Source organism: Blastococcus sp. SYSU D00669 (genome assembly GCF_054050715.1).
On sequence record NZ_JBJGZV010000006.1, the window covers coordinates 128,308 to 154,251 of the forward strand.

Below are 25,944 nucleotides of genomic sequence, written 5' to 3' on the forward strand. Positions count from 1 at the left end.
CGGAGGAGCTCATGGAAGCGGCCGCCAACGCCGTTGTCAACAGCGTTGACAGAACCGTAGTCTGAGCGCCATTAGGCCGGAGGAGGGGAGCGCGGGTGACGGAGACGGACCGGCGGGGACGGCGCCCGTCGTCGGGGCGGGCACGTGCCGCGAGGGACGCGACCCTGACGCCGGACGTGATCGTCGACCGCGCGCTCGAGTTCATCGAGCGCGAGGGAGCCGGTGCGCTCACCGTGCGCCGGCTGGGGGCGGAGCTCGGGGTCGACCCGACGGCCTTCTACCGCCACTTCCGCGACAAGGACGACCTCGTCCTCGCCTGCATGGACCGGGCGGAGCAGATCGCGTTCGACGGGCTGGCGGCGCGGATCGGCGACCTGCCGTGGCAGGACGTGCTCCGCGCGGTCGCCGACGAGAGCTGGAAGGTGGCCATCGCCTACCCCGCCATCTACGCCTCGGCGTTCGCCCGGACCACCGGCGGGACCGGCGAGCGGAGGATGGTCGAGCTCCTGCTGACGACGATCGGCCGCCTGGGCCTCGACCGCGCGACCACGGTGCTGCTGTACCGGTCCTTCGGCGACTGCCTGCTGAGCATGACCGGCGCCCAGGCGGCCGTGCTCCAGCTCGGGCCGGACCTCGTGGCCAAGGACGAGTCGGCCTGGACGCGGGTGTACGCCGCCCTGCCCGCGGCGGAGTACCCGGTCACCCGCGCGCACGCCGCCGAGCTGGTGGCCGTGACCGACCGGCAGATCTTCGACACCGTCGTGGAGTCGCTCATCGCGACCATCGAGGGCGCCGCCGCCCGGGCGGGCTCACCGCGGTCCTGAGCGCCGCGCGGCAGGGTGTCCGTCGCCGGCCCGGATGCTGACGATCTGTCGCCCTCGGAGCGCAGGCCCACCACCGACGCTCGGGCGGTGGCAGCCACCCGCCGTCCCGGAACGGCCGACGTCGTCCTGACCGGGGGCCGCGTGCACCCGGTCACCGGCCCGCCCGGGCAGGCGCTGGCGGTCGCCGCCGGCCGCGTCCTGGCGGTCGGCGGCGACGACGAGGTGCGCGCGCTCGCAGGACCGGGGACCCGCCGGATCGACCTGGACGGGCGCACCGTGGTCCCGGGGTTCGTCGACGCCCACGTCCACCCGGTGTCCGCCGGCCTGGCCATGCGCGCGTGCGACCTCAGCGGTGCGCACGACGCCGAGGACGCCCGCCGGCTCGTGGCGCGCTACGCCGCCGCCCACCCGCAGCGGCCGTGGATCACCGGGGGCGGGTGGTCGATGGAGTGGTTCCCGGCGGGGACGCCGTCCCGGGCCCTGCTGGACCACGTCGTCCCGGACCGGCCGGCGCTGCTGGTCAACCGCGACGGGCACGGCGCGTGGGCCAACACCGCCGCGCTGCGGCTGGCGGGCCTCGGCGCGGGGACCCCGGACCCGGAGGACGGGCGCATCGAGCGGGAGGCCGACGGGTCGCCGCAGGGCACCCTGCACGAGGGCGCCGTCGACCTCGTGGCCCGCTGCCAGCCGGTCCCCGGCGAGGAGGAGCTGCTCGAGGGGCTGCTGCTCGGCCAGCGCTCCCTGCACGCGGTGGGCGTGACCGGCTGGCAGGACGCCATCGTGGGGTCCTACGGGTCCCTCCCCGACGTCCTCGGGACCTACCTGCACGCGGCGCGCAGCGGGCTGCTGACCGGGCGGGTGGTCGGCGCGCTGTGGTGGGACAGGCGCCGTGGGACCGAGCAGGTGGCCGACCTGGTCGCGCGCCGGGCCGCGGCGGGCGGGGCGGGCGGCACCGGCCGCTTCCGCGCGACGAGCGTCAAGATCATGCAGGACGGCGTGGCCGAGAACTTCACCGCCGCGATGCTCGCGCCCTACCTCGACGCGTGCGGCTGCCGGAGCGGCAACCGCGGTCTCAGCTACGTGGACCCCGACGTGCTCGGGGCCGCCGTGTCGCTGCTGCACGCCGAGGGGTTCCAGGTGCACCTGCACGCCGTCGGCGACCGGGCCGTGCGGGAGGCGCTCGACGCCGTCGGGCGCGCGCTGGCCGACCACGGGCCGCGGGACCTCCGACACCACGTCGCGCACCTGCAGGTGGTGCACCCCGACGACGTCCCGCGGTTCGCGCAGCTCGGCGTCGCGGCCAACCTGCAGGCGCTGTGGGCGGCGCACGAGCCGCAGATGGACGAGCTGACCATCCCGTTCCTCGGGCCGGAGCGCAGCGGGTGGCAGTACCCCTTCGCCGCGCTGCGCGACTCCGGTGCGCGGCTGTGCGCCGGCAGCGACTGGCCGGTGAGCTCGGCGGACCCGCTGCAGGCGATGCACGTGGCGGTGAACCGGCGGGCACCCGGCGACGGGGCCGGCCCGGCGTTCCTGCCGGAGCAGCGGCTGGAGCCGGCGGAGTTCCTGCACGCCGCCACGCTCGGCTCCGCGTGGACCAACCACGCCGACGCCGACACCGGCAGCCTGGAGCCCGGCAAGCTCGCCGACTTCGCCGTCCTCGACGCCGATCCGCTCGCCGTCGCGCCCGACCGGATCGGGAGCACCTCGGTGACCGAGACCTGGGTCGAGGGCCGGCGGGTGTGGTCGCCGTGACCGCTCAGGCCAGGTAGACCTTGCGCAGGGGCTCGGCAACCTCCCACGTCGTGCGGTCACCCGCGTGCAGGCGGACGACGGCGCCGGGCCGCAGAGCCACGGCGGACCCGTCGGCGAAGGTGACGGTGCCGCGGCCGGCGACGACGACGAAGACCTCGTCGCCCTCGACGTCGGTCACCGTGCCCGCGGTGAGTTCCCAGATCCCCACCTCGGCGGCGCCGAGCGCACCGAGCGGGCGCAGCGCGGTGGTGGGCTCGCCGGCGAGCACGGAGGCGGGATCGAGCGGCAGCGGGCCCAGCGGCTCGGTCGCGGCGTCGGCGGCGAGCAGCCGGTCGGCGGCGGTGGGGGGAGTGGTCACGGCCGGTCAGTCTCGCGCGTCCGCGGCCCGTGCCCCGCGACGGAACGACCGGTCCCGCGCCGCGGTCCCGACGGTCTGTCGCGCCGCCGGCGCGGGCGCGGCGGGCAGGATGCCGCCATGGAGATCCCCGCCGGCAGCCACTGGATCGACGGCACGTACGGCACGGGCGGCGGCCCGGAGCAGCAGGTCGTCGACCCGTCGACCGGCGAGGTGCTCTGGACCTACCGGGCGGACACGCCGGCCGACGTCGAGCGGGCGATCGACGCCGCCGCGGCCGCGCTGCCCGGCTGGGCCGGCGCCACCCCGGCCGAGCGGTCGGCGGTGCTGCTGCGCCTGGCCGCCGAGCTCGAGGCCGTGGCCGAGGAGCTGGCGCAGGCCGAGACCGCGCAGGCCGGCAAGCCGATCCGCCTCTCCCGCGAGTTCGACGTCCCCGGCTCGATCGACAACGTCGCGTTCTTCGCCGGCGCCACCCGGCGGCTCGACGGCATGGCGGCCGCCGAGTGGTCGGGCACGCACACCTCGACGATCCGCCGCGAGCCGGTCGGTGTGGTCGGGTCGATCGCGCCGTGGAACTACCCCCTGCAGATGGCGGTGTGGAAGGTGCTGCCGGCCGTCGCCGCCGGCAACGCGGTCGTGCTCAAGCCGGCCGAGACCACGCCGCTCACCACGCTGCTGCTGGCCGAGGCCGCCGCCCGCGCCGGCTTGCCGGCCGGTGTGCTCAACGTCGTCGTCGGCCCGGGTCCGCTCACCGGCGAGGCCCTGGTGGGCAGTCCGCGGATCGCGATGACGTCGTTCACCGGGTCCACCGCCGTCGGCCGGCACATCGCCGCGCTGGCCGCGGCCAACGGCACCCGGCTGCACCTCGAGCTGGGCGGCAAGGCGCCGTTCGTCGTCTTCGACGACGCCGACCTGCACGCCGCCGTCCGCGGCGCGGTGGCCGGGTCGCTGATCAACAGCGGGCAGGACTGCACCGCCGCCACCCGCGCCTACGTGCACCGGTCGGTGTTCGACGACTTCGTCGCCGGGGTCGCCGACCTGATGGGGTCGGTGCGGCTCGGTCCGACCCGCGACGGGGACACCGACCAGGGGCCGCTGGCCTCCTTCCGGCAGCGCGACAAGGTCGCCGCGATGGTCGACCGCGCGGTGCGCGACGGTGCCAAGGCGGTGACCGGCGGGCGCGTCCCGGGCGGGGAGCTGGCCGCCGGCGCCTACTACGAGCCCACGCTGCTGGTCGGAGCCGACCAGCGCAGCGAGATCGTGCAGGACGAGGTGTTCGGCCCGGTGCTGGTCGCGCTCCCGTTCGACACCGACGACGAGGGGCTCGCGCTGGCCAACGACGTCCCCTACGGGCTGGCCGCCTCGGCGTGGACCCGCGACGTGTTCCGCGCCCAGCGGGCGAGCCGCGAACTGGTGGCGGGGACCGTCTGGATCAACGACCACATCCCGATCGTCTCGGAGATGCCGCACGGCGGCGCCAAGGGCTCCGGCTACGGCAAGGACATGAGCGTGTACTCGTTCGACGAGTACACGCAGGTCAAGCACGTGGCCAGCGACATCACGGGGCTGGCGCACAAGGAGTGGCAGGACACCGTCTTCCGGACGCGGTGAGGGGTCAGGCCAGCGGGCCCTCGCCGCGGGTGAGCGCGAGCAGCAGGTCGCGGGTGGTGGCCAGCTCGTCGGGGTCGAGCGGCCCCTCGAACAGCGGGGCGATCGAGGCGCCGTCGCAGGCGCGCAGCACCACGACGACGCGCTGCGGGTCGACGCCGTCCTCGGCCAGCGTCTGGTTCCAGCGGCGGTAGCGCTCCTGCGACAGCCGCGCGGCCTCGGGGAACGAGCCGAGCGTGGCCAGGAGGGTGGCCAGCTCCACGGCGTCGCCGCGCTGCTCGAGGTCGTCGAAGGTGACGCGCACGTAGGCGCGCAGCCGCCGCCCGGGCGCGTCGTCGTCCGGGTCGACCCGGTCGTCGACGGCCCGGGCGAACCGCTCGAAGAGGTCGTCGGCGAGCGCGCCGAGCAGCTCGTCCTTGCTCCGGAAGTGGTGCATCAGGCCGCCCTTGGACACGCCGGCCTCGCGGGCGACCGCGTCCAGGCTGACGCCGGCGCCGTGGACGAGCACCGCGCGCGCGGCGGCGTCGAGCAGCGCCCGGCGCGTCCGTGCGGCGTCGCGCAGCGGTCCCGGCACCCCGTACCTCCTCGGCTCTCGAGCGGCTACTGCTTCATGGTGGCGAGCTGGATCAGGTTGCCGCACGTGTCGTCGAGCACGGCGACCACCACCGGTCCCAGGTCGGTGGCCTCCTGGGTGAACTCCACGCCCAGCCCCTTCAGCCGCTCGACCTCGGCGTGGACGTCGTCGACGGCGAACTGCGTGAACGGGATGCCGTCGGCCACCAGCGCCTCCTTGAACGGGCGGGCCGCCGGGTGGCCGTCGGGCTCCAGCAGCAGCTCGACGCCGTCCGGGGCGGCGGGGGAGACCACGGTGAGCCAGCGGTAGTCGCCGGCGGGCACGTCGGTCTTCTTCACGAAGCCGAGCTTCTCGGTGTAGAAGGCCAGCGCCTTGGCCTGGTCGTCGACGAACACGCTGGCGACGTTGATCCGGATCACGGGTTCGGAGCCTCTCGGTCGATGGGCCACCGCTCGACGATCGAGCGCAACGGGCCCGTGTCGATGTGGTGGATCTTGTACCGGCCCTGCCGGCGGGTGTGCACCAGACCGGCCTCCTCGAGCACGGCGAGGTGCTGCGAGATGGCCTGGCGGGAGGAGCCCAGGCCGTGCTTCATGGTCAACCGGGTGCAGATCTCGAACAGCGTCTGACCGTCCTTGTCGGTCAGCTCGTCGAGGATGGTGCGTCGGGTCGCGTCACCCAGGGCCTTGAACAGCTCGGGGTCGGCCTCCACGCGCACCGTTATAGGCAAGCGGACACTTGCCTGTCAAGGGAGTAGCTAACGAACCGTCTGGTCGGTACGCTACTCGACCATGAGCGCCACCGTCCGACCGCCCGACGTGCCGGCCACCCCCGAGGAGGAGCTCCGCCCGGCCGGCCCCCGCGAGTGGGCGGCGCTGGCGGTGCTCGTCCTCGCCGTGGTGCTGCTGGCCGTCGACGGCACGGTGCTCGCCCTCGCGGTGCCGGCGCTGACCGCCGACCTGCGACCGACCGCCGGCGAGCTGCTGTGGATCGGCGACGTCTACGGCTTCGCGCTCGCCGGGCTGCTGGTGCTCATGGGCGGGCTGGCCGACCGGTTCGGGCGCAAGCGGGTGCTGCTCGTCGGCAGCGCGGCCTTCGGCGTCGCGTCCGCCGTGGCGGCCTTCGCGCCGGACCCGGCCACGCTGATCGCCGCCCGGGCCGCCCTGGGCATCGCCGGGGCGACGCTCATGCCCTCGACGCTGTCGCTGATCCGCAACCTCTTCCCGGTCGCGCGGCAGCGCACCCGGGCGATCGCGCTGTGGAGCGCGGCGGCCTCCGGCGGTGCGGTGCTCGGCCCGCTGGTCGGCGGGGTGCTGCTGGAGCACTTCTGGTGGGGCTCGGTCTTCCTGGTCAACCTGCCGGTCGTCGCCGTGCTGCTGGTCGGCGGCTGGTTCCTGCTGCCGGAGTCGCGCGACCCGCGGCCCGGGCGGCTCGACGTCCTCGGCGCGGTCCAGTCGGTGGTCGCCGTCCTGGCCGCCGTGTACGCGGTCAAGGAGGTCGTCGGGCACGGCCCGACGCCGGTCGCCGGCGCGACGGCGGTGCTCGGCGTGCTGACGGCGGTGCTGTTCGTGCGGCGGCAGCGGCGCGTCCCGTCGCCGCTGGTCGACCTCCGCCTGTTCGCCAACCGCGCGTTCTCCGGCGCCCTGGCCAGCCAGCTGATCGCGCTGGTCGCGCTCATGGGGCTGCTGTTCTTCTTCTCCCAGTACCTGCAGCTGGTGCGCGGGCACACCGCGCTGGAGGCCGGCGTGCGGGAGCTGCCGCTCACGCTCGCCTCGCTGGGCGTCCTCCTCGTGGTCGGCCCGCTGGTCGCCCGGGCCGGCCTCGGCCGCGCCATCGGGCTGGGTCTCGGCCTGTCGGCGGCCGGCATGCTGGCCCTGGCCGGCGCCGAGTCGCTGCCCGGCTACGCATGGCTCGCCGTCGCGCTGCTGGTGCTCGGCGCCGGGTTCGGCCTCGCGTTCACGCTGAGCACCGACGCCGCCGTCGGCTCGGTGCCGCCGCACCGCGCCGGGACGGCGTCCGCGCTGTCGGAGACCTCCTACGAGCTCGGCGCGGCCCTCGGCATCGCCCTGCTCGGCTCGCTGCAGACCGTGCTCTACCGCGCGCACCTGCCCGCGGACGTCGGCGGCGCGGCGCGGGAGTCGCTGGCCCGCGCCGGCGAGGTGCTGGACGAGGCGGCGCTGACCACCGCCCGGGAGTCGTTCACCTGGGCCATGCAGGTCACGTCCGTCGGCGCCGCGGTGCTGCTCGGGGTCGCGGCCGTCACGGCGTGGCGGGTCATCCCGTCGACCCGCACGCGCACGCCGCACGCCTGAGGCGTCACGCGCCGCCGAGCACCTCGTCGGCGAGGACGGCGACGTGCAGCGAGACGAGGACGTCGGGGTCGTCGAGGTCGACGCCGAGCACCTGCTCCACCTTGGCGAGCCGGTCGTAGAACGCCGAGCGGGACACGTGCAGCGCGGCCGCCGCGTCGGACTTGCTGCCGGGGGAGCGGACGAGCGCGCGCACGGTGTCGAGCAGGCCGGTCTGCCAGCGGGCGTCGTGCTCGCGCAGCGGGTCGAGCTCGCGGGCGGCGAACAGCCGGAGCCGGTCGTCGTCGGCGAGCATGGTGAGCAGCCCGCGCAGGTGCACGTCCTCCAGCCGGTGCACGGTCCGCTCGCGTGCCCCGGGGCGCACCGAGTCGAGCACGTGCAGCGCCTCGCGCAGGGTCCGGTCGACCTCCCCGACGCGCTCCACCGCCCGGCCGGCGCCCACCACGACCGCTGCCCGCCGCTGCACCCGGCCGGCCAGGTCGTCGGTGGTGCGGAGGTCGTCGGTGGCCGGCCCCAGGGAGAGCAGCACCCGCACCGCGTCGTCGACCTCGGCGACGAGCGCGGCCAGCCGGAGCTCGTGGGCGGCGTGCACGACCGCGGCCACCACGGCGTCGACCTGCCCGCCCGCCGGCCGCACGGCCAGCCCGACGAGCCGGCGGCGGGCCAGCGGGACGCCGGCCAGCTCGCAGCGCCGCTGCACGTCGGGGGAGCCGGGGTCGGCGAGCAGCCGGAGCAGCAGTTCGTGGTGGGTGCGGCGCACCAGGCCGTCCCGCTGCCGGTCGTGCAGCCGGTGCAGCGCCAGGGCCGCCGCCGCCCGCTCCGCCGTCGCCACGAGGCGCTGCGCCGGGCGGAACGGCGACTCGATGACCAGCCGCCCCCAGCCGCGGTCGGGCCGACCGACGCGTGTCACCAGCCAGCCGTTGGCCTCGTCCCACCCCGTCCGCCCGTCCAGGACGACGGCGCGCGAGCGGGCCGCCCAGTCGGCGAGGAAGGCGGCCGTGTCGCCGGGGCCGGGCAGGTGGTCGACGACCCGGTGCTGCGCGTCCTCCAGCACGACGGCGGCGCCGGCCAGCCGCTGCACCGCCTGCAGGACCTCGGGCGGGCCCGCCTCGGCGACGCTCAGCTCGGTGAACACCTCGTGCACCCGCTGCGCCTCGCGCAGCTCGGTGAGCTGCTCGTCGACGATCCGCTCACCGACCGCCTGCGCCACCGCCGCGAACCGCACCTCGCGGGCGAGCGCGACCAGCGGCAGGCCCAGCCGCTCGCAGGCCTCGACCAGCGCCGCCGGCACCTCCCGCCAGCGCCGGCCGAGCTCGATGACCAGCCCCGCCGCCTCGCTCCCGTCGAGGCTCTCCGCGAACGCGGTGAGGTCGCCGGGGGCGTCGGGCAGCGCGATACCGGTGCTCAGCACCAGGTCGCCGCCGCGCAGCAGGGGCGCGATGTCGACCAGCTCGGTGGTGTGCACCCAGCGCACCGGCCGGTCGAGCCCGGCCGCGCCGGCCAGCACCACCGGACCGGCCGCGCGCAGGACCGGCACGGCCAGCGCCTCGCGCACGGTCATGCTGGCCACGCCCGGAGCGTACGGAGCGGCCTCCGGGGTCAGGAGACCTTCACCAGCGTGCGGCCGCGGGCGCCGCCGGCGAGGAGCCGCTCCAGCGCGGCCGGGACGCCGTCCAGCGGGACCTCGTCGGTGGCGAGCTCGTCGAGCACGGGGGGACGCAGGTCGTCGGCCAGCCGCGCCCACACCGCGCGGCGGCGGTCGATCGGGCACTGCACCGAGTCGATCCCCAGCAGGGCGACCCCGCGCAGGATGAACGGGAACACCGTGGTCGGCAGCGCGAACCCGCCCGTGTTGCCCGACGCGGCCACCGCGGCGCCGTAGCGCAGCGAGGCCAGGACGGCGGCGAGCGTCTCCCCACCCACGCAGTCGACGGCCCCGGCCCACGTCTCCTTCTGCAGCGGGCGCTTCGGGTCCAGTGCCGACCGGTCGAGCACAGCGGCGGCGCCGAGCGAGCGCAGCCAGTCGGCGGCGTCCGCCTTGCCGGTCACCGCCGTCACCTCGTACCCGCGGGCGGCCAGGATCGACATCGCCACGCTGCCCACCCCGCCGGTGGCGCCGGTCACCAGCACCGGCCCGGTGCCGGGGGCGAGCCCGTGCTCCTCGAGCGCCACCACGCTGAGCGCCGCGGTGAAACCGGCGGTGCCCAGGGTCATCGCCTGCCGCCCGGTCAGCCCCTCGGGAAGCGGCACCACCCAGCCGGCGGGCACCCGCGCGAGCTCGGCGTAGCCGCCGTGGTGCGCGACGCCGAGGTCGTAGCCGTGCACCAGGACCGGCGTTCCCGCCGCGAGGCCGGAGGAGCCGGGTTCGACGACGGTGCCGGCCAGGTCGATGCCCGGCACCAGCGGGTCGATCCGGGCCACCTTGCCGTCCTTGCGGGAGGCGAGGCCGTCCTTGTAGTTCACGCTCGACCACGAGACGGCGACCAGCACGTCGCCGTCGCCGAGCTCGTCGGCGGGCAGCTGGCGCAGCTCGAGGCGGGCCTCCTCTCCGGAGGCGTCGGCGACCAGGGCACGCACCGGGGACGTCATGCCACGATCCTGCGCGGGCGGCGGCGCACCCGGAGCGGCACCGTGTCCGCCGATCGCGGCGGATCCCGACAGAACGTCGCCCCGTCCCGGCACCGGGGGACAGCAGGCTGGCCGCATGTCCTTCGCCGTCCGGTACCGGCCGCGCTCGCTGGCCGTCGTCGGCGCCTCCCCGTCGAGCTTCGTCGGCCGCATCGCCCTGGAGAACTGCCGGAACCTGGGCTTCCCCGGTCGGCTGGTGGCCGTGACCCCGAAGTACGCCGAGGTGGCGGGCGTGCCGGCGGTGCCGAGCCTGGCCGACCTCGACGAGCCGGTCGACGCCGCGCTCGTCCAGGTGCGCGCCGACCGCGTGCTGGGCGTGGTGGAGGAGGGGCTGGCCGCCGGGGTGCGCACCTTCGTCGTCCCCGGTGCCGGGGCGACCGACTCCGGCGACGTCGCCCGCGAGCTGGTGCGCGAGCTGCGCCGGCTGCGCGCCGGGCACGACCTCGCCGTCTTCGGCCCCAACTGCATGGGTGTGCTCGACCTGGTCACCGGAGCGGCGCCCTACATCGGCACGGTCGGGCCGGAGCTGCGGCGGGGGACCGTCGGGCTGGTGGCCCAGAGCGGCGCGGTGGTCGAGGCGTTCGTCAACGCCGGGCCGCGCGTGCCGCTGTCGACGGCGGTCTCCTCCGGCAGCGAGGCCGTGCTCGAGCTGCCGGACCACCTGCGGTTCTTCGCCGCCGACCCCGAGACGACGGCGGTGCTCGCCTTCGTCGAGGCGGTCGACGACGCCGGCGCGCTGCTGGCCGCCTGCCGCGAGCTGGCCGAGGCCGGCAAGACCGTGGCCGCCTGCGTGGTCGGCCGGTCGGCCACCGCCCAGGAGGGCGTGCAGGCCCACTCGGGCCGGCTGGCCGGCGCCGCCCGGACGACGGCGGCGGCGCTGGCCCAGGCCGGCGTCGTCCTCGCGCACGACCTCGACGAGCTGATGGCCCTCGGGGAGGTGCTCGGCACCCGGCGGCGCATCGCGGGCCGCCGCGCGCACGTGGTCACCAACTCCGGCGGCGAGGCCAACCTGCTGGCCGACCTCGCCGACGACGTCGGCCTGGAACTGCCCCGCCTGGGCGACGGCGCCGCGGCCCGGCTGACCGGGCGGTGGCCGCTGTTCGCCCCGCGCAACCCGATGGACCCGTGGGGCGCCGACGACCACGAGGTGATCTACCCGGCGGCGCTGCGCGCGCTGGCCGGGGAGGGCGGCGACCTGCTCGTCGTCGGCATCGACCAGCAGCGGACCGCCGGGGCCTACGAGAAGGACCTCGGGCTGTTCCTCGCCAAGACGCTGCGCGAGGCGGTCGCCGGAACCGCGACCGTGCCGGTGCTGCTCAGCCCGGCCGCCCAGGACCCGCCCGACGGACTCGCGGCCTTCTGCGCCGCGGCGCGGATCCCGCTGCTGCGCGGCGCCCGGCCCGCCCTGGCCGCGCTCGCCGCGCTCGGGAGCCGGCCCGAGGTGCGCCCCGCGCCGCCGTCGCCGGCCGTCCCGCTCGCGGAGGTGCCGCGCACCGAGGAGGAGGTGCTCGCCGCGCTGGCCGCGCACGGGGTCGACGTGCCGCGCACCCGCCGGGTGGCGACGCCGGAGGAGGCCGCCGCCGCGTTCGCCGAGCTGGGTGGGCCGGTGGTGCTCAAGGGCGTCGCCGACGGCCTGCTGCACAAGACCGACGTCGGGCTGGTCCGCGTGGGGCTGGGCACGGCCGCCGAGGTGGCCGCCGAGGCCGGCCGGATGCTCGCCCGGGCGGCGGAGCGCGGCCTCGCCCTCGACCTGCTGGTCGCCGAGCAGGTGCGCGGCGATCTGGAGGTCCTCGTCGGCCTCACCCGCGACCCGGTCTTCGGCCCCACCGTGCTGGTCGGCCTCGGCGGGGTGTGGACCGAGCACCTCGACGTCGTCGACGTCCACGTGGGCGCGCTCGACGAGCCGGCCGCCCGCGACTTCCTCGACCGCAGCCGCGTCGGCCGGATGATCGCCGCCGCCCGCGGCGGCGCGCTGCACGCCGACGGCGTCGTCCGGGCGCTGTGCGCCGTGAGCGCCCTGGGCGCCGACGACCGCGTCGGCGCCGTCGACGTCAACCCCGTGATCGTGGGCCGCGACCGGGCGGTCGCGGTCGACGCCGCCCTGACCACCACCCCCGGAGGAACCGAGCCATGAGCGAGCCCATCGTCAGCACGCTGCGCGTCCGCATCGGCCAGGAGGAGGCCCACTACGGCGGCAACCTCGTCGAGGGCGCCCGCGTGCTGAAGCTGTTCGGGGACGTCGTCACCGAGGTCGCGATCATCACCGACGGCGACGAGGGCCTGTTCGTCGGCTACGACAGGATCGAGTTCCTGGCGCCGGTGTACGCCGGCGACTTCCTCGAGGTCACCGGCACCGTCACCCGGATCGGCACCACCAGCCGCACCGTGGCGCTGGAGGCGCGCAAGGTGATCGCCTCCCGCTACGACGACACCCCGTCGGGCGCCGACGTGCTCGACGAGCCGGTGGTCGTCGTCCGCGCCGTGGGCACCACCGTCGTCCCCGCGAAGAACAGCCGCGGCCCGCGCGGCAGGGGCCGGGCCGCCTGATCAGGCCACCGGCAGCTGGGCCCGCATCCCCGCGATGAGCGCGGCGAGGCCGCGCTCGAAGGCCGCGTCGGTGCGGGTGGCGCCCCGGGGCCCGGCCTGCACGGCGGCGTCGAGCGCCGGCGTGTCGCCGGCACCGCTCAGCCAGACGTCCACCGGTGAGGCGATCTCGAGCGCCGCGCCGACCGCGTAGCAGTCGAGCACGGTGATCCAGAGGATGACCTCGTCCGCGGGGAACCCGGCCGCGGCCAGCACGGCCGCGACCCGGTCGTACCCCTGCAGGGCCGACGCCGCGGTCATCGGCTGCTCGATGAGCAGCGGGATCAGCGTGGGGTGCTCGGCCAGCGACCGCCGGTAGGAGCGCATCCACGCGGTCACCTGCGCGCCCCAGTCGCTGTCGTCCAGGGGCGGCAGGGCGACCTTCGCGGCGAGCCGTTCGCGGACCAGCTCGATGATCCCGGCCCGCCCCTGGACGTGGTGGTAGATCGAGGACGCGCTGCTGCCGAGCCGGGCCGCGAGGTCGCCCATGGTCAGCCGGCCCTGCTCGTCCACGCACGCCACCGCCGCGTCGACGATCATCTCGACGTCGAGCAGGCGCTTCCGTCGCTGGACCACGGTCCCCCCACCTCCCGGATGCCGAATCCTCGCAAAGTCGTGCTTGACGCTGTGGCGCGCCTCACCCATCCTAACCGAACGTCATTCGGTTAAGGCCGGAGCCCGGCCGCGAGAGGACCCCCGTGACCACACAGCACCCCGCGACGGACCCTGCGCGCGCCCCCGGCGACGGCCACCTCAAGCCCGGCGTCCTGGGCACCGGGAGCATCGTCTTCATGGTCGTGGCGGCAGCCGCGCCGCTGACGATCCTCGCCGGGATCGCCCCGCTCGCGATCCTGATCGGCGGCATCGGGGCGCCCGTGGCGTACCTGTTCGCCGGCCTCGTGCTCGCCGTCTTCGCGGTCGCCTTCACCCGGATGACCAAGCACGTCGGCAGCGCCGGCGCCTTCTACGCCTACGTCGCCAAGGGCCTCGGCAAGGCGTGGGGACTGGCCGCCGCGCTGCTGGCGCTCATGTCGTACAACGCCATCCAGATCGGCGTGTACGGGCTGCTCGCCGTGCAGACGCAGGCCACGCTGGCCGACCTGTTCGGCATCGACGTCCCCTGGCCGGTGATCGCCCTGGTCGCGATCGCGCTGGTCTTCCTCGTGGGCTGGACCGGCATCGACGTCGGCGCCAAGGTGCTGGGCCTGCTGCTCGTGCTGGAGACCGGCATCCTCCTGCTGCTGGCCTTCGCCGTGGTCTTCCAGGGCGGCGCGTCCGGGCTGGACGGTGCCTCGTTCACCGCCGACGCCGTCTTCAGCCCCGGCATGGGCGCGGCGCTGGCCTTCGCGTTCGCCGCGTTCATCGGCTTCGAGTCCACCGCGATCTACCGCCGGGAGGCCCGCGACCCCCAGCGGACGGTCCCGCGGGCGACCTACATCGCGATCGTCGGCATGGCGGTGACCTACGCGTTCATCGTCTGGGCCGTCGTGCAGGCGTTCGGCAGCGACCGGGCGCAGGCAGCGGCCGGCGGCGACCTGGCCGGCATGTTCTTCACCGCCATCGAGACCTACGTCGGCCCCTGGGCCTCGACGCTCATGTCGCTGCTGATCATCACCAGCGTCTACGCCTCGCAGCTGGCGTTCCACAACGCGATCAACCGCTACGCGTTCGCCCTGGCGAAGGACGGCGTCCTCCCCGCCCGGTTCGGCACCACCCACCCGCGGTTCGGGTCGCCCTACCGCGCCGGCGTCGTGCAGTCGGTGCTCGCCGCCGTCGTCGTCCTGGCCTTCGCCGCGGCCGGCGCCGACCCGTACACCCGCCTGCTGCTGTGGGTGAACACCCCCGGTGCGGTCGGCATCTTCGTCCTCATGCTGCTCACGGCGATCGCCACGGCCGTCTACTTCGTGCGCCGCAACCCGGCCGCGGGCTCGCCGACCACCGTCGGCGCGGCGGTCGGCAGCACGGTGCTCCTCGCCGTCGCCCTCTACGTCACGGTCGACAACGTCGAGCTCATCACCGCCTCGTCGGCCGGCGTCAACGCGGTGCTCGTGGGCATCGTCCCGGCCACGCTCCTGGTCGGGCTGGCCCTGGCGGCGTGGCTGCGCCGCAGCCGGCCCGCCACGTTCGCCCGGATCGGCGAGGGGCAGGACGTCGAGGCGGCCCCCGCGCGCGAGGCGGCCGCCGCGTGACCGCCGACCTCGTCCTCTGCGCCGACACCGTCCACACCCTCACCGAGGGCGCCCGCCCCGTGCAGGCGGTCGCGATCGCCGACGGCGCCGTCGTCGCCACCGGTGGCCGGGACGACGTCCGCGACTGGCGCGGCCCGCGCACCGAGGTGCTCGACCTCGGCGACGCCGTCCTCACCCCCGGGCTGACCGACGGCCACATGCACCCGGTGATGGGTCTGCAGCTGACCGCCGACGTCGACCTCTCCCGGGCCCGCTCCCTCGACGAGGTGCACGCCCTGCTGGCCGCCGCGGCCGAGGGGCGCGGACCGGAGGAGTGGGTGCAGGGCTGGGGGCTCGACCCCAACGTCTTCGGCGGCAGCCCGGTCACCGCCTCGCCCGTCGAGGCGGCGGTCGACGGGCGCCCGGCGTTCGTCCGGCTCTTCGACGCGCACTCGGCCCTGGCCACCGGGCGCGCCCTGGCGCTCGCCGGGGTCGACGGGCCGCGGTCGTTCGCCCAGCGCTCGAGCGTGGTCTGCGACGACGCCGGCCGCCCCACCGGGCTGCTGCTCGAGTCGGCCGCAATGGAGCTGGTCCAGGAGGTCATCCCGCTCGACCCGGTGCCGGTGCGCGCCGCCCAGCTGCGTGCCCTGCTCGCCGCGATGGCGGCCACCGGGCTCACCGGCGGGCACGTCATGGACCTGCTCGGCGACAGCCGGGCCGTCGTCGCCGCGGCCGAGGACGGCGGCGAGCTGCCGCTGCGGCTGCGGTTCGCGCCGTGGTGCCTGCCCGGCGTGGACGCCGACGGCCTCGCCGAGCTCGTCGACCTGCAGGGCCGCGGCGGCCGCCGGTGGTCGGTCGGCGGGGTGAAGTTCATGGTCGACGGCACGATCGACAACGGCACCGCGTGGCTGGAGCACCCCGACGCGCTGGGCGAGTCGACCGAGAGCTTCTGGCCCGACCCCGACGCCTACACCGCCGCCGTCCGCGCGCTGGCCGCGGCGGGCGTGCCGACCGCGACGCACGCGATCGGCGACGCCGCCGTCCGGCACGCCCTCGACGCGCTCGACGGGCTGCCCCGCGGCGCGGCGCCGCACCGGATCGAGCACATCGAGACGCTGCCCACCCCGCTGATCGGCCGGTTCCTCCGCCAGGGCGTGGTGGCCAGCATGCAGCCCACGCACTGCACCCACTTCACCCGCGCCGACCACACCGACAACTGGTCGGTGCGGCTGGGCGACGAGCGGGCCGACCGCGCCTGGCGGTGCCGCGACCTGCGCGAGGCCGGGGTGCCGCTGGTGCTCGGCTCCGACTGGCCGGTGGCGCCGTTCGACCCGCGCCGGGTGCTGGCCGACGCGCAGCTGCGCCGGCCGGCGGGGGAGCCCGACGTCCCCCCGGTGCAGCCGCACCAGGGCCTGACGCCGCTCATGGCGCTGCAGGGGTACACCAGCCAGGCGGCCGACGTCGCGGCCGAGCGGGCCGGGCGGATCGCGGTGAGGATGCGGGCCGACCTGACCGCCTTCGCCGTCGACCCGCTGCGCGCCGACCCCGACGAGCTGGCCGACGCCCCCATCGCGCTGACCGTGGTGGACGGCGCGGTCGTGCACCGGGGCGCCCCCGCCGACGGGTGACCCGGGGTCACCGGTCCAGGGCGCTCATCACGTGCTTGATCCGGGTGTAGTCCTCGAACCCGTACATCGACAGGTCCTTGCCGTGGCCGGAGTGCTTGAAGCCGCCGTGCGGCATCTCGGCCACCAGGGGGGCGTGGGTGTTGATCCAGACGCAGCCGAAGTCGAGGCGTCGGGCCAGGCGCATCGCCCGGCTGTGGTCGCGGGTCCACACGCTCGACGCCAGGCCGTAGCGCACCCCGTTGGCCCAGGCCACCGCCTGGTCCTCGTCGGTGAACCGCTGCACCGTGATCACGGGCCCGAAGACCTCGTCCTGGACGATCTCGTCGTCCTGGCGCAGCGCCCCGACGACGGTCGGGGCGTGGAAGAAGCCCGGCGCCAGCTCGCCGTCGAGCCGGTGCCCCCCGGCCAGGACGTCGGCGTGGTCGGGCAGCCGGGACAGGAACCCCTGGACGGCGGCCAGCTGCCCGGCGTTGTTGACCGGCCCCATCGCGACGTCCGGATCGGCCGGCCGCCCCACCGGCAGGGCGCGGGCCTGCTCCGCGAGCGCGGCGGCGAGCTCGTCGTGGACACCCGGCGCGACGAGCACCCGCGTCGCCGCGGTGCAGTCCTGGCCCGCGTTGAAGAACCCCGCGGCCGCGATCGTCTCCGCGGCCGCCTCGACGTCGGCGTCGTCGAACACGACGACCGGCGCCTTGCCCCCGAGCTCCAGGTGCACGCGCTTCAGGTCGCGCGCCGCCTGCCCGGCCACCTGCATCCCGGCGCGGACCGAGCCGGTGATCGACACCATCTGCGGGACAGGTGAGTCGACCAGCGCCCGGCCGGTCTCACGGTCGCCGCAGACGACGTTGACCACCCCGGGTGGCAGGAACTCGCCCAGCAGCTCGGCCATCAGCACCGTGCTCGCGGGGGTGGTGTCCGAGGGCTTGAGCACGACGGTGTTGCCCGCCGCGACCGCCGGAGCCCACTTCCAGACCGCCATCATCAGCGGGTAGTTCCACGGCGTGATCTGCGCGCAGACCCCGACGGGCTCGCGCCGGATCACCGAGGTGTGGCCGGGCAGGTACTCGCCGGCCGAGCGCCCCTCCAGCACGCGCGCGGCGCCGGCGAAGAACCGGATCTGGTCGACGATCGGCGGCAGCTCCTCGGTGCCGGTCAGCCCGAGCGGCTTGCCCGTGTTGCGCGCCTCCACCCGGACGAACTCGTCGGCCCGCCTCTCGAGCGCGTCGGCGATCCGCAGCAGCGCCAGCTGGCGCTGCGCCGGGGTGGTGTCGCGCCAGCTCTCGAACGCGCGCGCCGCGGCAGCGCATGCCGCTTCGACGTCCTCGGGCCCGGAGACGGGTGCGGTGCCGAAGGTCTCGCCCGTCGAGGGGTCGACCAGCTCGCTCGTGCGGCCGGAGGACGCGGGGACGGCCTTCCCGTCGACGACGTTGAGGACGTCGTGCCGGTCGGTCAGGGGATCGGTGCTCATGCGCGCCGCCCGGTCAGCGCCATGGCCGACAGCAGCTCGTAACCCACGTGCGCGGCCGCGACCCCGGTGATCTCGGCGTGGTCGTAGGCGGGCGCCACCTCGACCACGTCCGCGCCCACCAGGTCGCACCCGGCGAAGGCCCGCAGGATCGCCAGCAGCTCGCGGCTGAGCAGACCACCGGCCTCCGGCGTCCCGGTGCCCGGGGCGAACGCGGGGTCGAGCACGTCGATGTCGACCGAGACGTACACGGGTCGGTCCTGCACCCGTGCCCGGATGCGCTCGATCACCCCGGCGGTGCCCAGCTGGTCCATCTCCGTCGCCGGCACCACCTGGAAACCGAGCTCCGCGTCCTGCACCAGGTCCTCGGCGGAGTACAGCGGGCCTCGGGTGCCGACGTGCAGGCAGGCGGAGGAGTCGATCAGCCCCTCCTCGGCCGCCCGGCGGAACGGCGTGCCGTGGGTCTCCGCGGCGCCGAAGTAGGTGTCCCACGTGTCGAGGTGCGCATCGAAGTGGACGACCGCGACCGGGCCGTGCCGGCGGGCCAGCGAGCGCAGCAGTGGCAGCGCGATGGTGTGGTCGCCGCCGATGGTCAGCAGCCGGCGGGCCCGCTCCAGGGCGGCGTCGGCGGCCAGTTCGATCGACTTCACGGCCTCGGGGATGGAGAACGGGTTGACCGCGACGTCCCCGGCGTCGGCCACCTGCTGGCCGGCGAAGGGCGCGACGCCGACCGCCGGGTTCCACGGACGCAGCAGCCGAGAGGACTCGCGGACGTGGGCCGGCCCGAACCGGGCACCCGGCCGGTAGCTGACCCCGGCGTCGAACGGCACGCCCACGACGGCGACGTCCACGTCGCCCACCTCGTCGATGCGCGGCAGCCGCGCGAAGGTCGCCGGGCCGGCGAAGCGGGGGACGAGGCTGGCGTCCACGGGGCCGACGCGGCCGTCGGCGACGACGCGCTGCGGGGGCTCGAACATGCGGGGGTCTCCTCGGGAGCAGGGCAGACGGCCCATGCAATCCCACTGCTCGACGCGAACCCATTGGATGGTTCGTCCAACCAGCCGTCCCGGAATTGGAGGGTCCGGCCGTTCGAGGAGCGGATACGGGGTCGCAGGGTGTGCGCAGGACCCGGATCACCCACCGGGAGGATGAGGAGAAGACCGTGCCCGCGACTGCACTCACGATCGACGACGTCGTCCCCGTCTCCGCGGGAGCGGGAACGACGGTCGCGCCACCCGTGGACGGCTACCACGTGCTCTCCGCACGCTGGGAAGAGGTCGAGCACCGCGTGTTCGGTGGCGACGCCGAGTCGTACTTCGGCGGCTTCTGGACCGGTGAGCCGGGCGCGGTCCGCTTCGACGCCTGGCCCTACGACGAGATCTGCGTCGTGCTGAAGGGCCGCGTGGCCGTGGTCGACCAGACGGGTCGCCGCAAGGAGTTCGGTGCCGGCGAGGCCTTCTTCGTCCCCCAGGGCCTGGCCGGCGACTGGGTGACCGTGGAACCGTCGGCCAAGGTGTTCGTGGCCGTGAGCCGGTGAGACCCACCTAGCCTGCTCCCGTGCTGCAGCTCCGAGACTTCGCCGAGCGGTTGGGCCTCCCCGTGCTCGTGACGGGCGCCGGCCTCGACCGGGACGTGCGGTGGGTGCACGTCAGCGAGCTGCGCGACCCGACGCCGTTCCTGCGGGGCGGCGAACTCCTGCTGCTCGCCGGCACCAATCTCGACCTCGCCGACTGCCGGTCCTACGTCCGGTCGCTGGTCCGGGCGGGGATCGCCGGCCTGGGTGTGGGGCTGACGCCGATCTTCGACGTGGTACCGCCCGAACTGGTCGAGGCCTGCGCCGAGCACGCCCTCGCCCTGCTCGAGGTACCGGCCGCGGTCCCGTTCCTCGCCGTCAGCGAACTTCTGTACCAGGAGCTCGCGGCCGCGGAGACCCGCGGGCTGAAACGGTTGTCGGACGCCCAGCAGGCGCTGATCCAGGCGGCTACGGGTTCGGCCCCCATCCGCAGCGTGGTGGAACGGCTGGCCGTCGCCGTGGGCGGCTGGGTGGTGCTCGTCGACCGCAACGTCGGCCTGCACTGGACGGCCGGCGCGGCCGATCCCAGCCCCGCGGTGCTGGCCGAGCTGGACCGGGTCGCCCGCGCCACGACGCCGACCAGCGCCGCCCTGGACCGGCCGGGGGAGCGCGTCGAGGTCCAGTGGCTGTCCGGCCCGGTGCGGTCGGGCTACGCCCTCGCGGTCGGCGGCACCGGCCCGTTCGGTGTGGTGGAGCGAGCGATCATCGGTGTCGCCGCCTCGGCGCTGTCGCTGCTGTTCAGCGATCCCGAGCCCGAGTGGTCGGCCGGTGATCTCGGGGCGGCGGCGCTCACCGCCGTGCTCGCGCCCGACGAGGCGCCGTCCCGGTTCGGGGAGGTGTCCGGCGGGCCGGCAACGGTATGGCGAGTCGTCGCCGGACGCGCCCGCCGCACAGGACCGGAGGCCGACGCGCTGGTGGCCCGTGACCTGTCCAGGGCGCTGCGGACCCCCTTCGTCGTGGTCCGAGGCGGCGAGGTGCTGATCCTGCTCGACGCCGGAGCCGACGCCGCGCGGCTGGAGGCGGCGTTGGGGGCCACGGACGTGACGGCCGGGATCAGCGGCGTGCACGGCTGGGGCGACCTCGGGACGGCCCTCGACGAGGCACGCCGCGCAGCCGTCCTGGCCGACCTCCGGGACGCCTCCCTGGTGGACAGTGCTGAGCGGGCCGGGCTGGCGGCGACCGTCGACCCGGGGCGCGCCGGGGCGTTCAGCCGCGCCCTCCTCGCCCCGCTGCAGGTGCCCGGCACCCGCGCGCCCCACCTGCTGCCGACGCTGCGCACCTGGCTGGCGCACCACGGCAGCTGGGATCGCACGGCGGTCGCCCTCGGGGTCCACCGGAACACCGTGCGTCACCGCATCGCGCAGGTCGAGCAGCTGCTCGCCGTCGACCTCACCGATGCGCATACGCGGATGGAGCTCTGGTTCGCCCTCTCGTGGACGGGCGCTCGAGACGAGCCGACCCCCGAGCAGACCCCGCCGTTGGGCGAATAGGTCAGCTCCCGCCCCCAGATTGTCCGGTTCGTCCAATGTCGGCGGTCGAGTGCCGGTCCCTAGCGTCCTGGCTGCCGCCAGGCACGCCGCCTGACCAACCCGACCGCTGTCGGGTCGACCTCCCCCGGAGAGACGATGACCGAGACGAATTCGCGCAACAGGTCCCACGGACCCGCCGCGAGCGCCACGCGGCCCGCCGTGGACACCGATCCCCAGCCGCAGCGCGCGCTCCGTCGCAACGCCGTGAGCGCACGTCACCTGGTCTTCTTCGTCGTCGCGGCCGCCGCGCCGCTGACCGTGTCCGCGGGGTTCCTGCCGCTCGGCTTCCTGGTCGGCGGGACGTTGCTGCCCGCGGCGTTCGTCATCGCCGGTCTGGTGTACGCGCTGTTCGCGGTGGGCTTCACGGCGATGAGCCGCCACGTCACCGATGCCGGCGCCTTCTCCGCCTACATCGAGAAGGGGCTCGGTCGCACGACCGGCGGGGCGGCGGCGATGGTGGCCTGGGTCGGCTACACGCTGGGCCAGATCGGGTTCGCCGCGGCGGCCGGGTTCTTCGCGTCCTTGTTCCTCGAGACGCACACGACCATCTCCGTCCCGTGGGGCGTCTGCGCCGTCGTGATCGCCGTTGCCGTCGCCGGCATCTCCTACGCACGCATCAACGTGGGAGCCCGCGTCGCCGCGGTGCTCCTGCTGCTGGAGATCGGGGTCCTCGCGGTCTTCGCCGTCGCGGTGTGGGTCCAGGGCGGACCGGAGGGAGCGCCGTTCGCGGCCTTCGACCCGAGCACCTGGGAGGTGCCGGTCCTCGGCGCGACGTTCCTCGTCACCTTCCTGGTCTTCATCGGCTTCGAGCAGACCGCTGTCTACAGCGAAGAGGCGACCGACCCCCGGCGCACCGTGCGCCGGGCCACCTTCCTGGCCGTCGCGGTGCTCACGGTGATCTACGTGCTGGCCGCCTTCACCATCCTCATGGCCGTCGGGCCATCGCAGTTGTTCCCCGCGCTCGGCGCCGACCCGGCGCAGGTGGTGTTCGCCCTCAACAGCGAGTACGTGTCCCCCTGGTCCACGCGGGTCATGGAGGCGCTGGTGATCACCAGCTTCGTGGCCGGCGTCCTCGCCCTGCAGAACGCCGGGTCCCGCTACCTCTTCTCCATGTCCCGGCGGGGGCTGCTCCCCGCAGCGCTCCACTCGACCGGCCCGTCCGGCAGCCCGAGGCAGGCGGTGCTCGTGCAGGGCGGTCTGGTGACGGTCGCGCTCATCGCGTTCGGCATCTCCAGCCTCGATCCGTACACCCAGGTGGTCATCTGGACGAACACGCCCACCCTGTTCGCCGTCCTCGCCCTCCAGATCGCCACGAGCATCGCCGTCATCCGCTGGTTCTCCCGCAGCCCGCAGGGCGAGAACACCTGGACCCGGCTGGTCGCCCCCGCTCTCGCCGCGCTGGCCCTCGCCGTCGTCCTGTGGCTGGCGGTCGACAACATGGGCCTGCTCACCGCGCTCGGCGGCGCCGGCAACGCGCTGATCATCGCCCCGCTGGTCGTGGCGGCGGTGGTAGGGGCGGTCCGCGGACGGTCCGCCCGCCCGCTCGCGGCGACCACGGACGACGAGGCTTCCGGGGCGGCCACCCGCTGATGAGGAGACCGATGACCGATCAGCTGCCCACGCCGGTGACGACCACCGGCCGGCCCGCCGGACCCTCACCGTCCCCGCGCTACGCTTGGTCCATCCCCGGGTTCGCCGTGGAGCGTCCGGGCGCGGGTGGGATCGAGGCGTGGTGCTACACCGACCGGTGGACGTACTCGCCCGGTGAGCAGGTGCAGGTCCACACGCACACGACGGCCGCGAGCTACTCGTTGACGCTCGTCCGCGACGGTGTCGCGCCGCAGGTGGTGTGGACCGCCGACGCCCTGCCGGGTCGCGCCCATCCCACGCCGGCCGACGCGTACGCCGTGGGGTGCGGGTGGCCGGTGGCGACGACCATCCCGGTGTCCCCGGACTGGGAGCCCGGCTTCTACCTGCTGGTCATCGCGGTGGAGGTGGACGGTCGCAGGCACGAGCGGGAGCACTTCCTGGTCGTCCGCAACGCCGACCCGGGAGAGCGGACACCGTACGTCCTCGTGCTGTCGACCAGCACGATGACCGCCTACAACGACTGGGGCGGCGCCAACTCGTACCGCGGTCTCGGGGACGATCCGTACACCGACGTGATGAGTCCGCGCCTGTCGACGTTGCGTCCGATCGCCCGCGGGATGATCCGCAAGCCGGACGACGCGCCGCGCAGCTCGAACCCGCACACCCCGGCGCGCGGCGAGCTCCCTCGCCACCCGGCCTACGAGTGGGCCCACACCCACGGCTACTCCCGGCACCACGCCGATGCCTTCTGGGCCACCTACGAGCGACCGTTCGCCCTGTGGGCCGAGCGGGAGGGCTTCGTGCTCGACGTGCTGACGCAGCACGACCTGCACCTCGACCCCGGATCGCTCGCCCCCTACGCATGCGCGATCTTCGTCGGTCACGACGAGTACTGGACGGCGGAGATGCGCGACACCGTCGACGCCTTCGTCGACGCCGGCGGCCACGTGGCTCGCTTCGGCGGCAACTTCCTCTGGCAGGTGCGGCTGGAGGAGGACGCTTCGGTCCAGGTGAACTACAAGGTGCCGACCGACGACCCGCTCTACGAGGTGGACCCGACCAGGGTCACCACGGCGTGGGACTGGCCGGCGATCGGGCGGCCGGGCGCGCTCACCATGGGGCTCACCGGCATGGCCGGTGTCTACAACCGCTACGGCTCCGCCGTGTCGCGGTCGAGCGGCGGGTTCACCGTCCACCGGCCCCGGCACTGGGCTTTCGAGGGCACGGACCTCGGTTACGGGGACGTGTTCGGCGGCACTCCGGTGTGCGTGGCCGCCTTCGAGCTGGACGGATGCGACTACACGTTCCGGCGGGGGCTGCCGTTCCCGACCGGTGCTGACGGCGCTCCGGACGACCTGGAGATCATCGCGATGTGCCCGGCCGTCTTCGGGGAGGAGGACCGCTGGCAGGGGCAGGTCCCGCTCGGTGCACCCATCGACGAGGTGCGCGGGCTGACCGAAGCGCTCTTCGACCCCGTGCCGGACCGGTTCACCGGTGAGTCCTACGGGGCGGGCATGGTCGCGACCTTCACCCGTGGCCTCGGGGACGTCTTCTGCGCCGGGACGACCGAATGGGTCAACGGGCTGCGCCTGCACGACGAGTTCACCGAGCAGATCACCCGCAACGTCCTGACGCGCTACGCGTCCCGAGGATCAGCCCAGGAGCTCCTGGGTCGCGGTCGGCCGTGAGCCGGGTCCCGCCACGATCAGCCGACCTGTTCGTGGCGGGACCGGCCATCCGCACCGGCCCCGGTGGACGGACCGGCACCTTCCCGGCGGCCGCGCCGTCGGGCAGCGTCGGGCCGAACCCTGCTCCTGTCCGAGGAGGACGCATGTCCACGACGCCCTACTGGGTCGCCGGCGCGCCGCGCTCCGCCGCCGACGTCCTCGAGATCAACTCGCCGCACGACGGCCGGGTGGCCGGCCGGACCACCCTGGCGAGCGCCGCGGACGTCGAGGCCGCGGTCACCGCCGCGCACGAGGCCCGGGCCGCCTGCGCCGCGACCCCCGCGCACGTCCGCGCCGCGGCGCTGGACCACGTCTCCCGGCGGTTGGCCGAGCGCGGAGAGGAGATCGCCGCGCTCATCACCGCCGAGTCGGGCAAGCCGCTGAAGTGGGCGCGACTGGAGGTCGCCCGCGCGGTCTCCACCTTCCGGTGGGGCGCCGAGGAGGCGCGCCGGTGGTCGGGCTCGCTGCAGCGGCTGGACACCGACCCCGCCGCGACCGGCCGGCTGGCGCTGGTCCGCCGAGCGCCGCGCGGACCGGTGCTCGGGATCGCGCCGTTCAACTTCCCGCTGAACCTGGTCGCGCACAAGGTCGCCCCGGCGATCGCGGTCGGCGCGCCGATCGTGCTCAAGCCGGCCCCGGCCACGCCGCTGTCGGCGCTGCTGCTCGGCGAGATCCTGGCCGAGACCGAGCTGCCCGCCGGCGCCTGGTCGGTGCTGCCGGTGACCAACGAGGTCGCCGCCGAGCTGGTTCGCGACCCGCGGCTGCCGGTGGTCTCGTTCACCGGCTCGGTGCCGGTCGGCTGGTCGATCCGCGACGCCGTCCCGCGCAAGCACGTCACCCTCGAGCTCGGCGGCAACGCCGCCGTCGTCGTCGCACCCGACCAGGACGACGACGCGCTGGCGTACGCCGCCTCCCGGATCGCCACCTTCGCGATGTACCAGGCCGGCCAGTCCTGCATCTCGGTGCAGCGGGTGTTCGCCCACCGCGCCGTCGCCGACGTGCTCACCGACCGGGTGGTCGAGGCGGTGCAGAAACTGGTCACCGGGGAGCCCGCCGACGACGCGACCGACGTCGGCCCGCTGATCGACGAGGCCGCCGCCTGCCGGGTGGAGAGCTGGGTCGACGAGGCGGTCGCCGCCGGCGCACGGCTGCTCACCGGCGGGGTGCGCGACGGCGCCGCGTACGCGCCCACCGTGCTCACCGGCGTCCCGGCCGACGCCAAGGTGGCCTGCGAGGAGGTGTTCGGCCCGGTCGTCGTGCTCGACGTCGTCGACTCGGTCGACGAGGCGTTCGCGCGGGTGAACGACAGCCGCTTCGGCCTGCAGGCCGGCGTGTTCACCGGCGACCTGCAGCTGGCCTTCCGCGCCGCCCGCGAGCTCGAGGTCGGCGGCGTGGTGGTCGGCGACGTGCCCAGCTTCCGCGCCGACCAGATGCCCTACGGCGGGCTCAAGGACTCCGGCACCGGCCGCGAGGGCGTGCACGCCGCCATGGAGGACCTCACCGAGGAGCGCGTCCTCGTCCTCACCGGCATCGAGGTGTAGCGCCGCGGCTACCGGCGTCGCCCTCGCTCGACGGCCGGCGCGACGGAGTGCGCTCAGGCGGGGTTCTTCCCATAGGAACCCCGCCTGAGC

The 25,944-nt window shown here is 75.2% G+C and carries 22 protein-coding genes; 13 read left to right on the forward strand and 9 right to left on the reverse strand.

The annotated features are described in order from the left end of the window. The first annotated feature begins 176 nt into the window (after window positions 1-176). Window positions 177-824, forward strand: a complete 648-nt coding sequence (locus tag ACI8AF_RS06770; RefSeq protein WP_456538918.1) for a TetR/AcrR family transcriptional regulator — start codon at window positions 177-179, stop codon at window positions 822-824. A gap of 87 nt (window positions 825-911) precedes the next feature. Beyond that, on the forward strand, window positions 912-2,576 hold the full coding sequence (locus tag ACI8AF_RS06775; protein ID WP_456538919.1) for an amidohydrolase: 1,665 nt from the start codon (window positions 912-914) through the stop codon (window positions 2,574-2,576). A gap of 4 nt (window positions 2,577-2,580) precedes the next feature. Here the strand turns inward: ACI8AF_RS06775 and ACI8AF_RS06780 are convergent, their stop codons facing one another. Further along, complete coding sequence (locus ACI8AF_RS06780; RefSeq protein ID WP_456538920.1) at window positions 2,581-2,934, reverse strand: cupin domain-containing protein; 354 nt, start codon at window positions 2,932-2,934, stop codon at window positions 2,581-2,583. 117 nt (window positions 2,935-3,051) lie between these two features. Between ACI8AF_RS06780 and ACI8AF_RS06785 the strand changes: the two genes are divergently transcribed. After that, complete coding sequence (locus tag ACI8AF_RS06785; protein ID WP_456538921.1) at window positions 3,052-4,542, forward strand: aminobutyraldehyde dehydrogenase; 1,491 nt, start codon at window positions 3,052-3,054, stop codon at window positions 4,540-4,542. A gap of 4 nt (window positions 4,543-4,546) precedes the next feature. Here ACI8AF_RS06785 and ACI8AF_RS06790 read toward each other — a convergent pair whose 3' ends face one another. Genes ACI8AF_RS06790 through ACI8AF_RS06800 form a run of 3 tightly spaced genes read right to left on the reverse strand, consistent with a single transcriptional unit; the run spans window position 4,547 to window position 5,825 of the window. Beyond that, entirely contained in the window at window positions 4,547-5,113 is a 567-nt protein-coding gene (locus tag ACI8AF_RS06790; protein WP_456538922.1) for a TetR/AcrR family transcriptional regulator, read from the reverse strand. A 26-nt stretch (window positions 5,114-5,139) separates the two neighbouring features. Further along, entirely contained in the window at window positions 5,140-5,532 is a 393-nt protein-coding gene (locus ACI8AF_RS06795) for a VOC family protein (protein ID WP_456538923.1), read from the reverse strand. Continuing rightward, entirely contained in the window at window positions 5,529-5,825 is a 297-nt protein-coding gene (locus tag ACI8AF_RS06800; RefSeq protein ID WP_456538924.1) for an ArsR/SmtB family transcription factor, read from the reverse strand. Before ACI8AF_RS06800 ends, ACI8AF_RS06795 begins: the two co-directional genes overlap by 4 nt. Window positions 5,826-5,904: 79 nt before the next feature. On the opposite strand from ACI8AF_RS06800, the gene ACI8AF_RS06805 reads away from it, so the two are divergent. After that, on the forward strand, window positions 5,905-7,425 hold the full coding sequence (locus tag ACI8AF_RS06805) for an MFS transporter (RefSeq protein ID WP_456538925.1): 1,521 nt from the start codon (window positions 5,905-5,907) through the stop codon (window positions 7,423-7,425). Between the two features lie 4 nt (window positions 7,426-7,429). Here ACI8AF_RS06805 and ACI8AF_RS06810 read toward each other — a convergent pair whose 3' ends face one another. After that, window positions 7,430-8,983 carry a PucR family transcriptional regulator gene (locus ACI8AF_RS06810; RefSeq protein ID WP_456538943.1) on the reverse strand — a complete coding sequence of 518 codons (1,554 nt, stop codon included), beginning with the start codon at window positions 8,981-8,983 and terminating at the stop codon, window positions 7,430-7,432. 38 nt (window positions 8,984-9,021) lie between these two features. Further along, window positions 9,022-10,011, reverse strand: a complete 990-nt coding sequence (locus ACI8AF_RS06815; RefSeq protein WP_456538926.1) for an oxidoreductase — start codon at window positions 10,009-10,011, stop codon at window positions 9,022-9,024. Between the two features lie 115 nt (window positions 10,012-10,126). On the opposite strand from ACI8AF_RS06815, the gene ACI8AF_RS06820 reads away from it, so the two are divergent. Further along, on the forward strand, window positions 10,127-12,184 hold the full coding sequence (locus ACI8AF_RS06820; protein ID WP_456538927.1) for an acetate--CoA ligase family protein: 2,058 nt from the start codon (window positions 10,127-10,129) through the stop codon (window positions 12,182-12,184). Next, window positions 12,181-12,597, forward strand: coding sequence for a 3-aminobutyryl-CoA ammonia lyase (kal, locus tag ACI8AF_RS06825; RefSeq protein WP_456538928.1), 417 nt, complete (start codon window positions 12,181-12,183; stop codon window positions 12,595-12,597). The genes ACI8AF_RS06820 and kal overlap by 4 nt, the downstream gene beginning before the upstream one ends. Here the strand turns inward: kal and ACI8AF_RS06830 are convergent, their stop codons facing one another. After that, window positions 12,598-13,209, reverse strand: a complete 612-nt coding sequence (locus ACI8AF_RS06830) for a TetR/AcrR family transcriptional regulator (RefSeq protein WP_456538929.1) — start codon at window positions 13,207-13,209, stop codon at window positions 12,598-12,600. It abuts the gene before it with no gap. Between the two features lie 122 nt (window positions 13,210-13,331). On the opposite strand from ACI8AF_RS06830, the gene ACI8AF_RS06835 reads away from it, so the two are divergent. Together ACI8AF_RS06835 and ACI8AF_RS06840 are read left to right on the forward strand one after the other, a co-directional pair. Beyond that, window positions 13,332-14,822: an APC family permease gene (locus ACI8AF_RS06835; protein WP_456538930.1), complete on the forward strand. Its 1,491-nt coding sequence runs from the start codon at window positions 13,332-13,334 to the stop codon at window positions 14,820-14,822. Next, window positions 14,819-16,429: an amidohydrolase gene (locus ACI8AF_RS06840; protein WP_456538931.1), complete on the forward strand. Its 1,611-nt coding sequence runs from the start codon at window positions 14,819-14,821 to the stop codon at window positions 16,427-16,429. The genes ACI8AF_RS06835 and ACI8AF_RS06840 overlap by 4 nt, the downstream gene beginning before the upstream one ends. A 7-nt stretch (window positions 16,430-16,436) precedes the next feature. Here the strand turns inward: ACI8AF_RS06840 and ACI8AF_RS06845 are convergent, their stop codons facing one another. Together ACI8AF_RS06845 and speB are read right to left on the reverse strand one after the other, a co-directional pair. Next, on the reverse strand, window positions 16,437-17,897 hold the full coding sequence (locus ACI8AF_RS06845) for a gamma-aminobutyraldehyde dehydrogenase (RefSeq protein ID WP_456538932.1): 1,461 nt from the start codon (window positions 17,895-17,897) through the stop codon (window positions 16,437-16,439). Further along, complete coding sequence (gene speB / locus ACI8AF_RS06850; RefSeq protein ID WP_456538933.1) at window positions 17,894-18,871, reverse strand: agmatinase; 978 nt, start codon at window positions 18,869-18,871, stop codon at window positions 17,894-17,896. The genes ACI8AF_RS06845 and speB overlap by 4 nt, the downstream gene beginning before the upstream one ends. A gap of 185 nt (window positions 18,872-19,056) precedes the next feature. On the opposite strand from speB, the gene ACI8AF_RS06855 reads away from it, so the two are divergent. From ACI8AF_RS06855 to ACI8AF_RS06875, 5 genes are all read left to right on the forward strand, one after another. Then, on the forward strand, window positions 19,057-19,431 hold the full coding sequence (locus ACI8AF_RS06855; RefSeq protein ID WP_456538934.1) for a cupin domain-containing protein: 375 nt from the start codon (window positions 19,057-19,059) through the stop codon (window positions 19,429-19,431). A gap of 20 nt (window positions 19,432-19,451) precedes the next feature. Further along, window positions 19,452-20,957: a PucR family transcriptional regulator gene (locus ACI8AF_RS06860; protein ID WP_456538935.1), complete on the forward strand. Its 1,506-nt coding sequence runs from the start codon at window positions 19,452-19,454 to the stop codon at window positions 20,955-20,957. Between the two features lie 243 nt (window positions 20,958-21,200). Then, entirely contained in the window at window positions 21,201-22,586 is a 1,386-nt protein-coding gene (locus ACI8AF_RS06865; protein ID WP_456538936.1) for an APC family permease, read from the forward strand. Window positions 22,587-22,597: 11 nt separating this feature from the next. Continuing rightward, window positions 22,598-24,274 carry a N,N-dimethylformamidase beta subunit family domain-containing protein gene (locus ACI8AF_RS06870; protein WP_456538937.1) on the forward strand — a complete coding sequence of 559 codons (1,677 nt, stop codon included), beginning with the start codon at window positions 22,598-22,600 and terminating at the stop codon, window positions 24,272-24,274. A gap of 143 nt (window positions 24,275-24,417) precedes the next feature. Continuing rightward, complete coding sequence (locus tag ACI8AF_RS06875) at window positions 24,418-25,854, forward strand: aldehyde dehydrogenase family protein (RefSeq protein ID WP_456538938.1); 1,437 nt, start codon at window positions 24,418-24,420, stop codon at window positions 25,852-25,854. The last annotated feature ends 90 nt before the right edge of the window (window positions 25,855-25,944 follow it).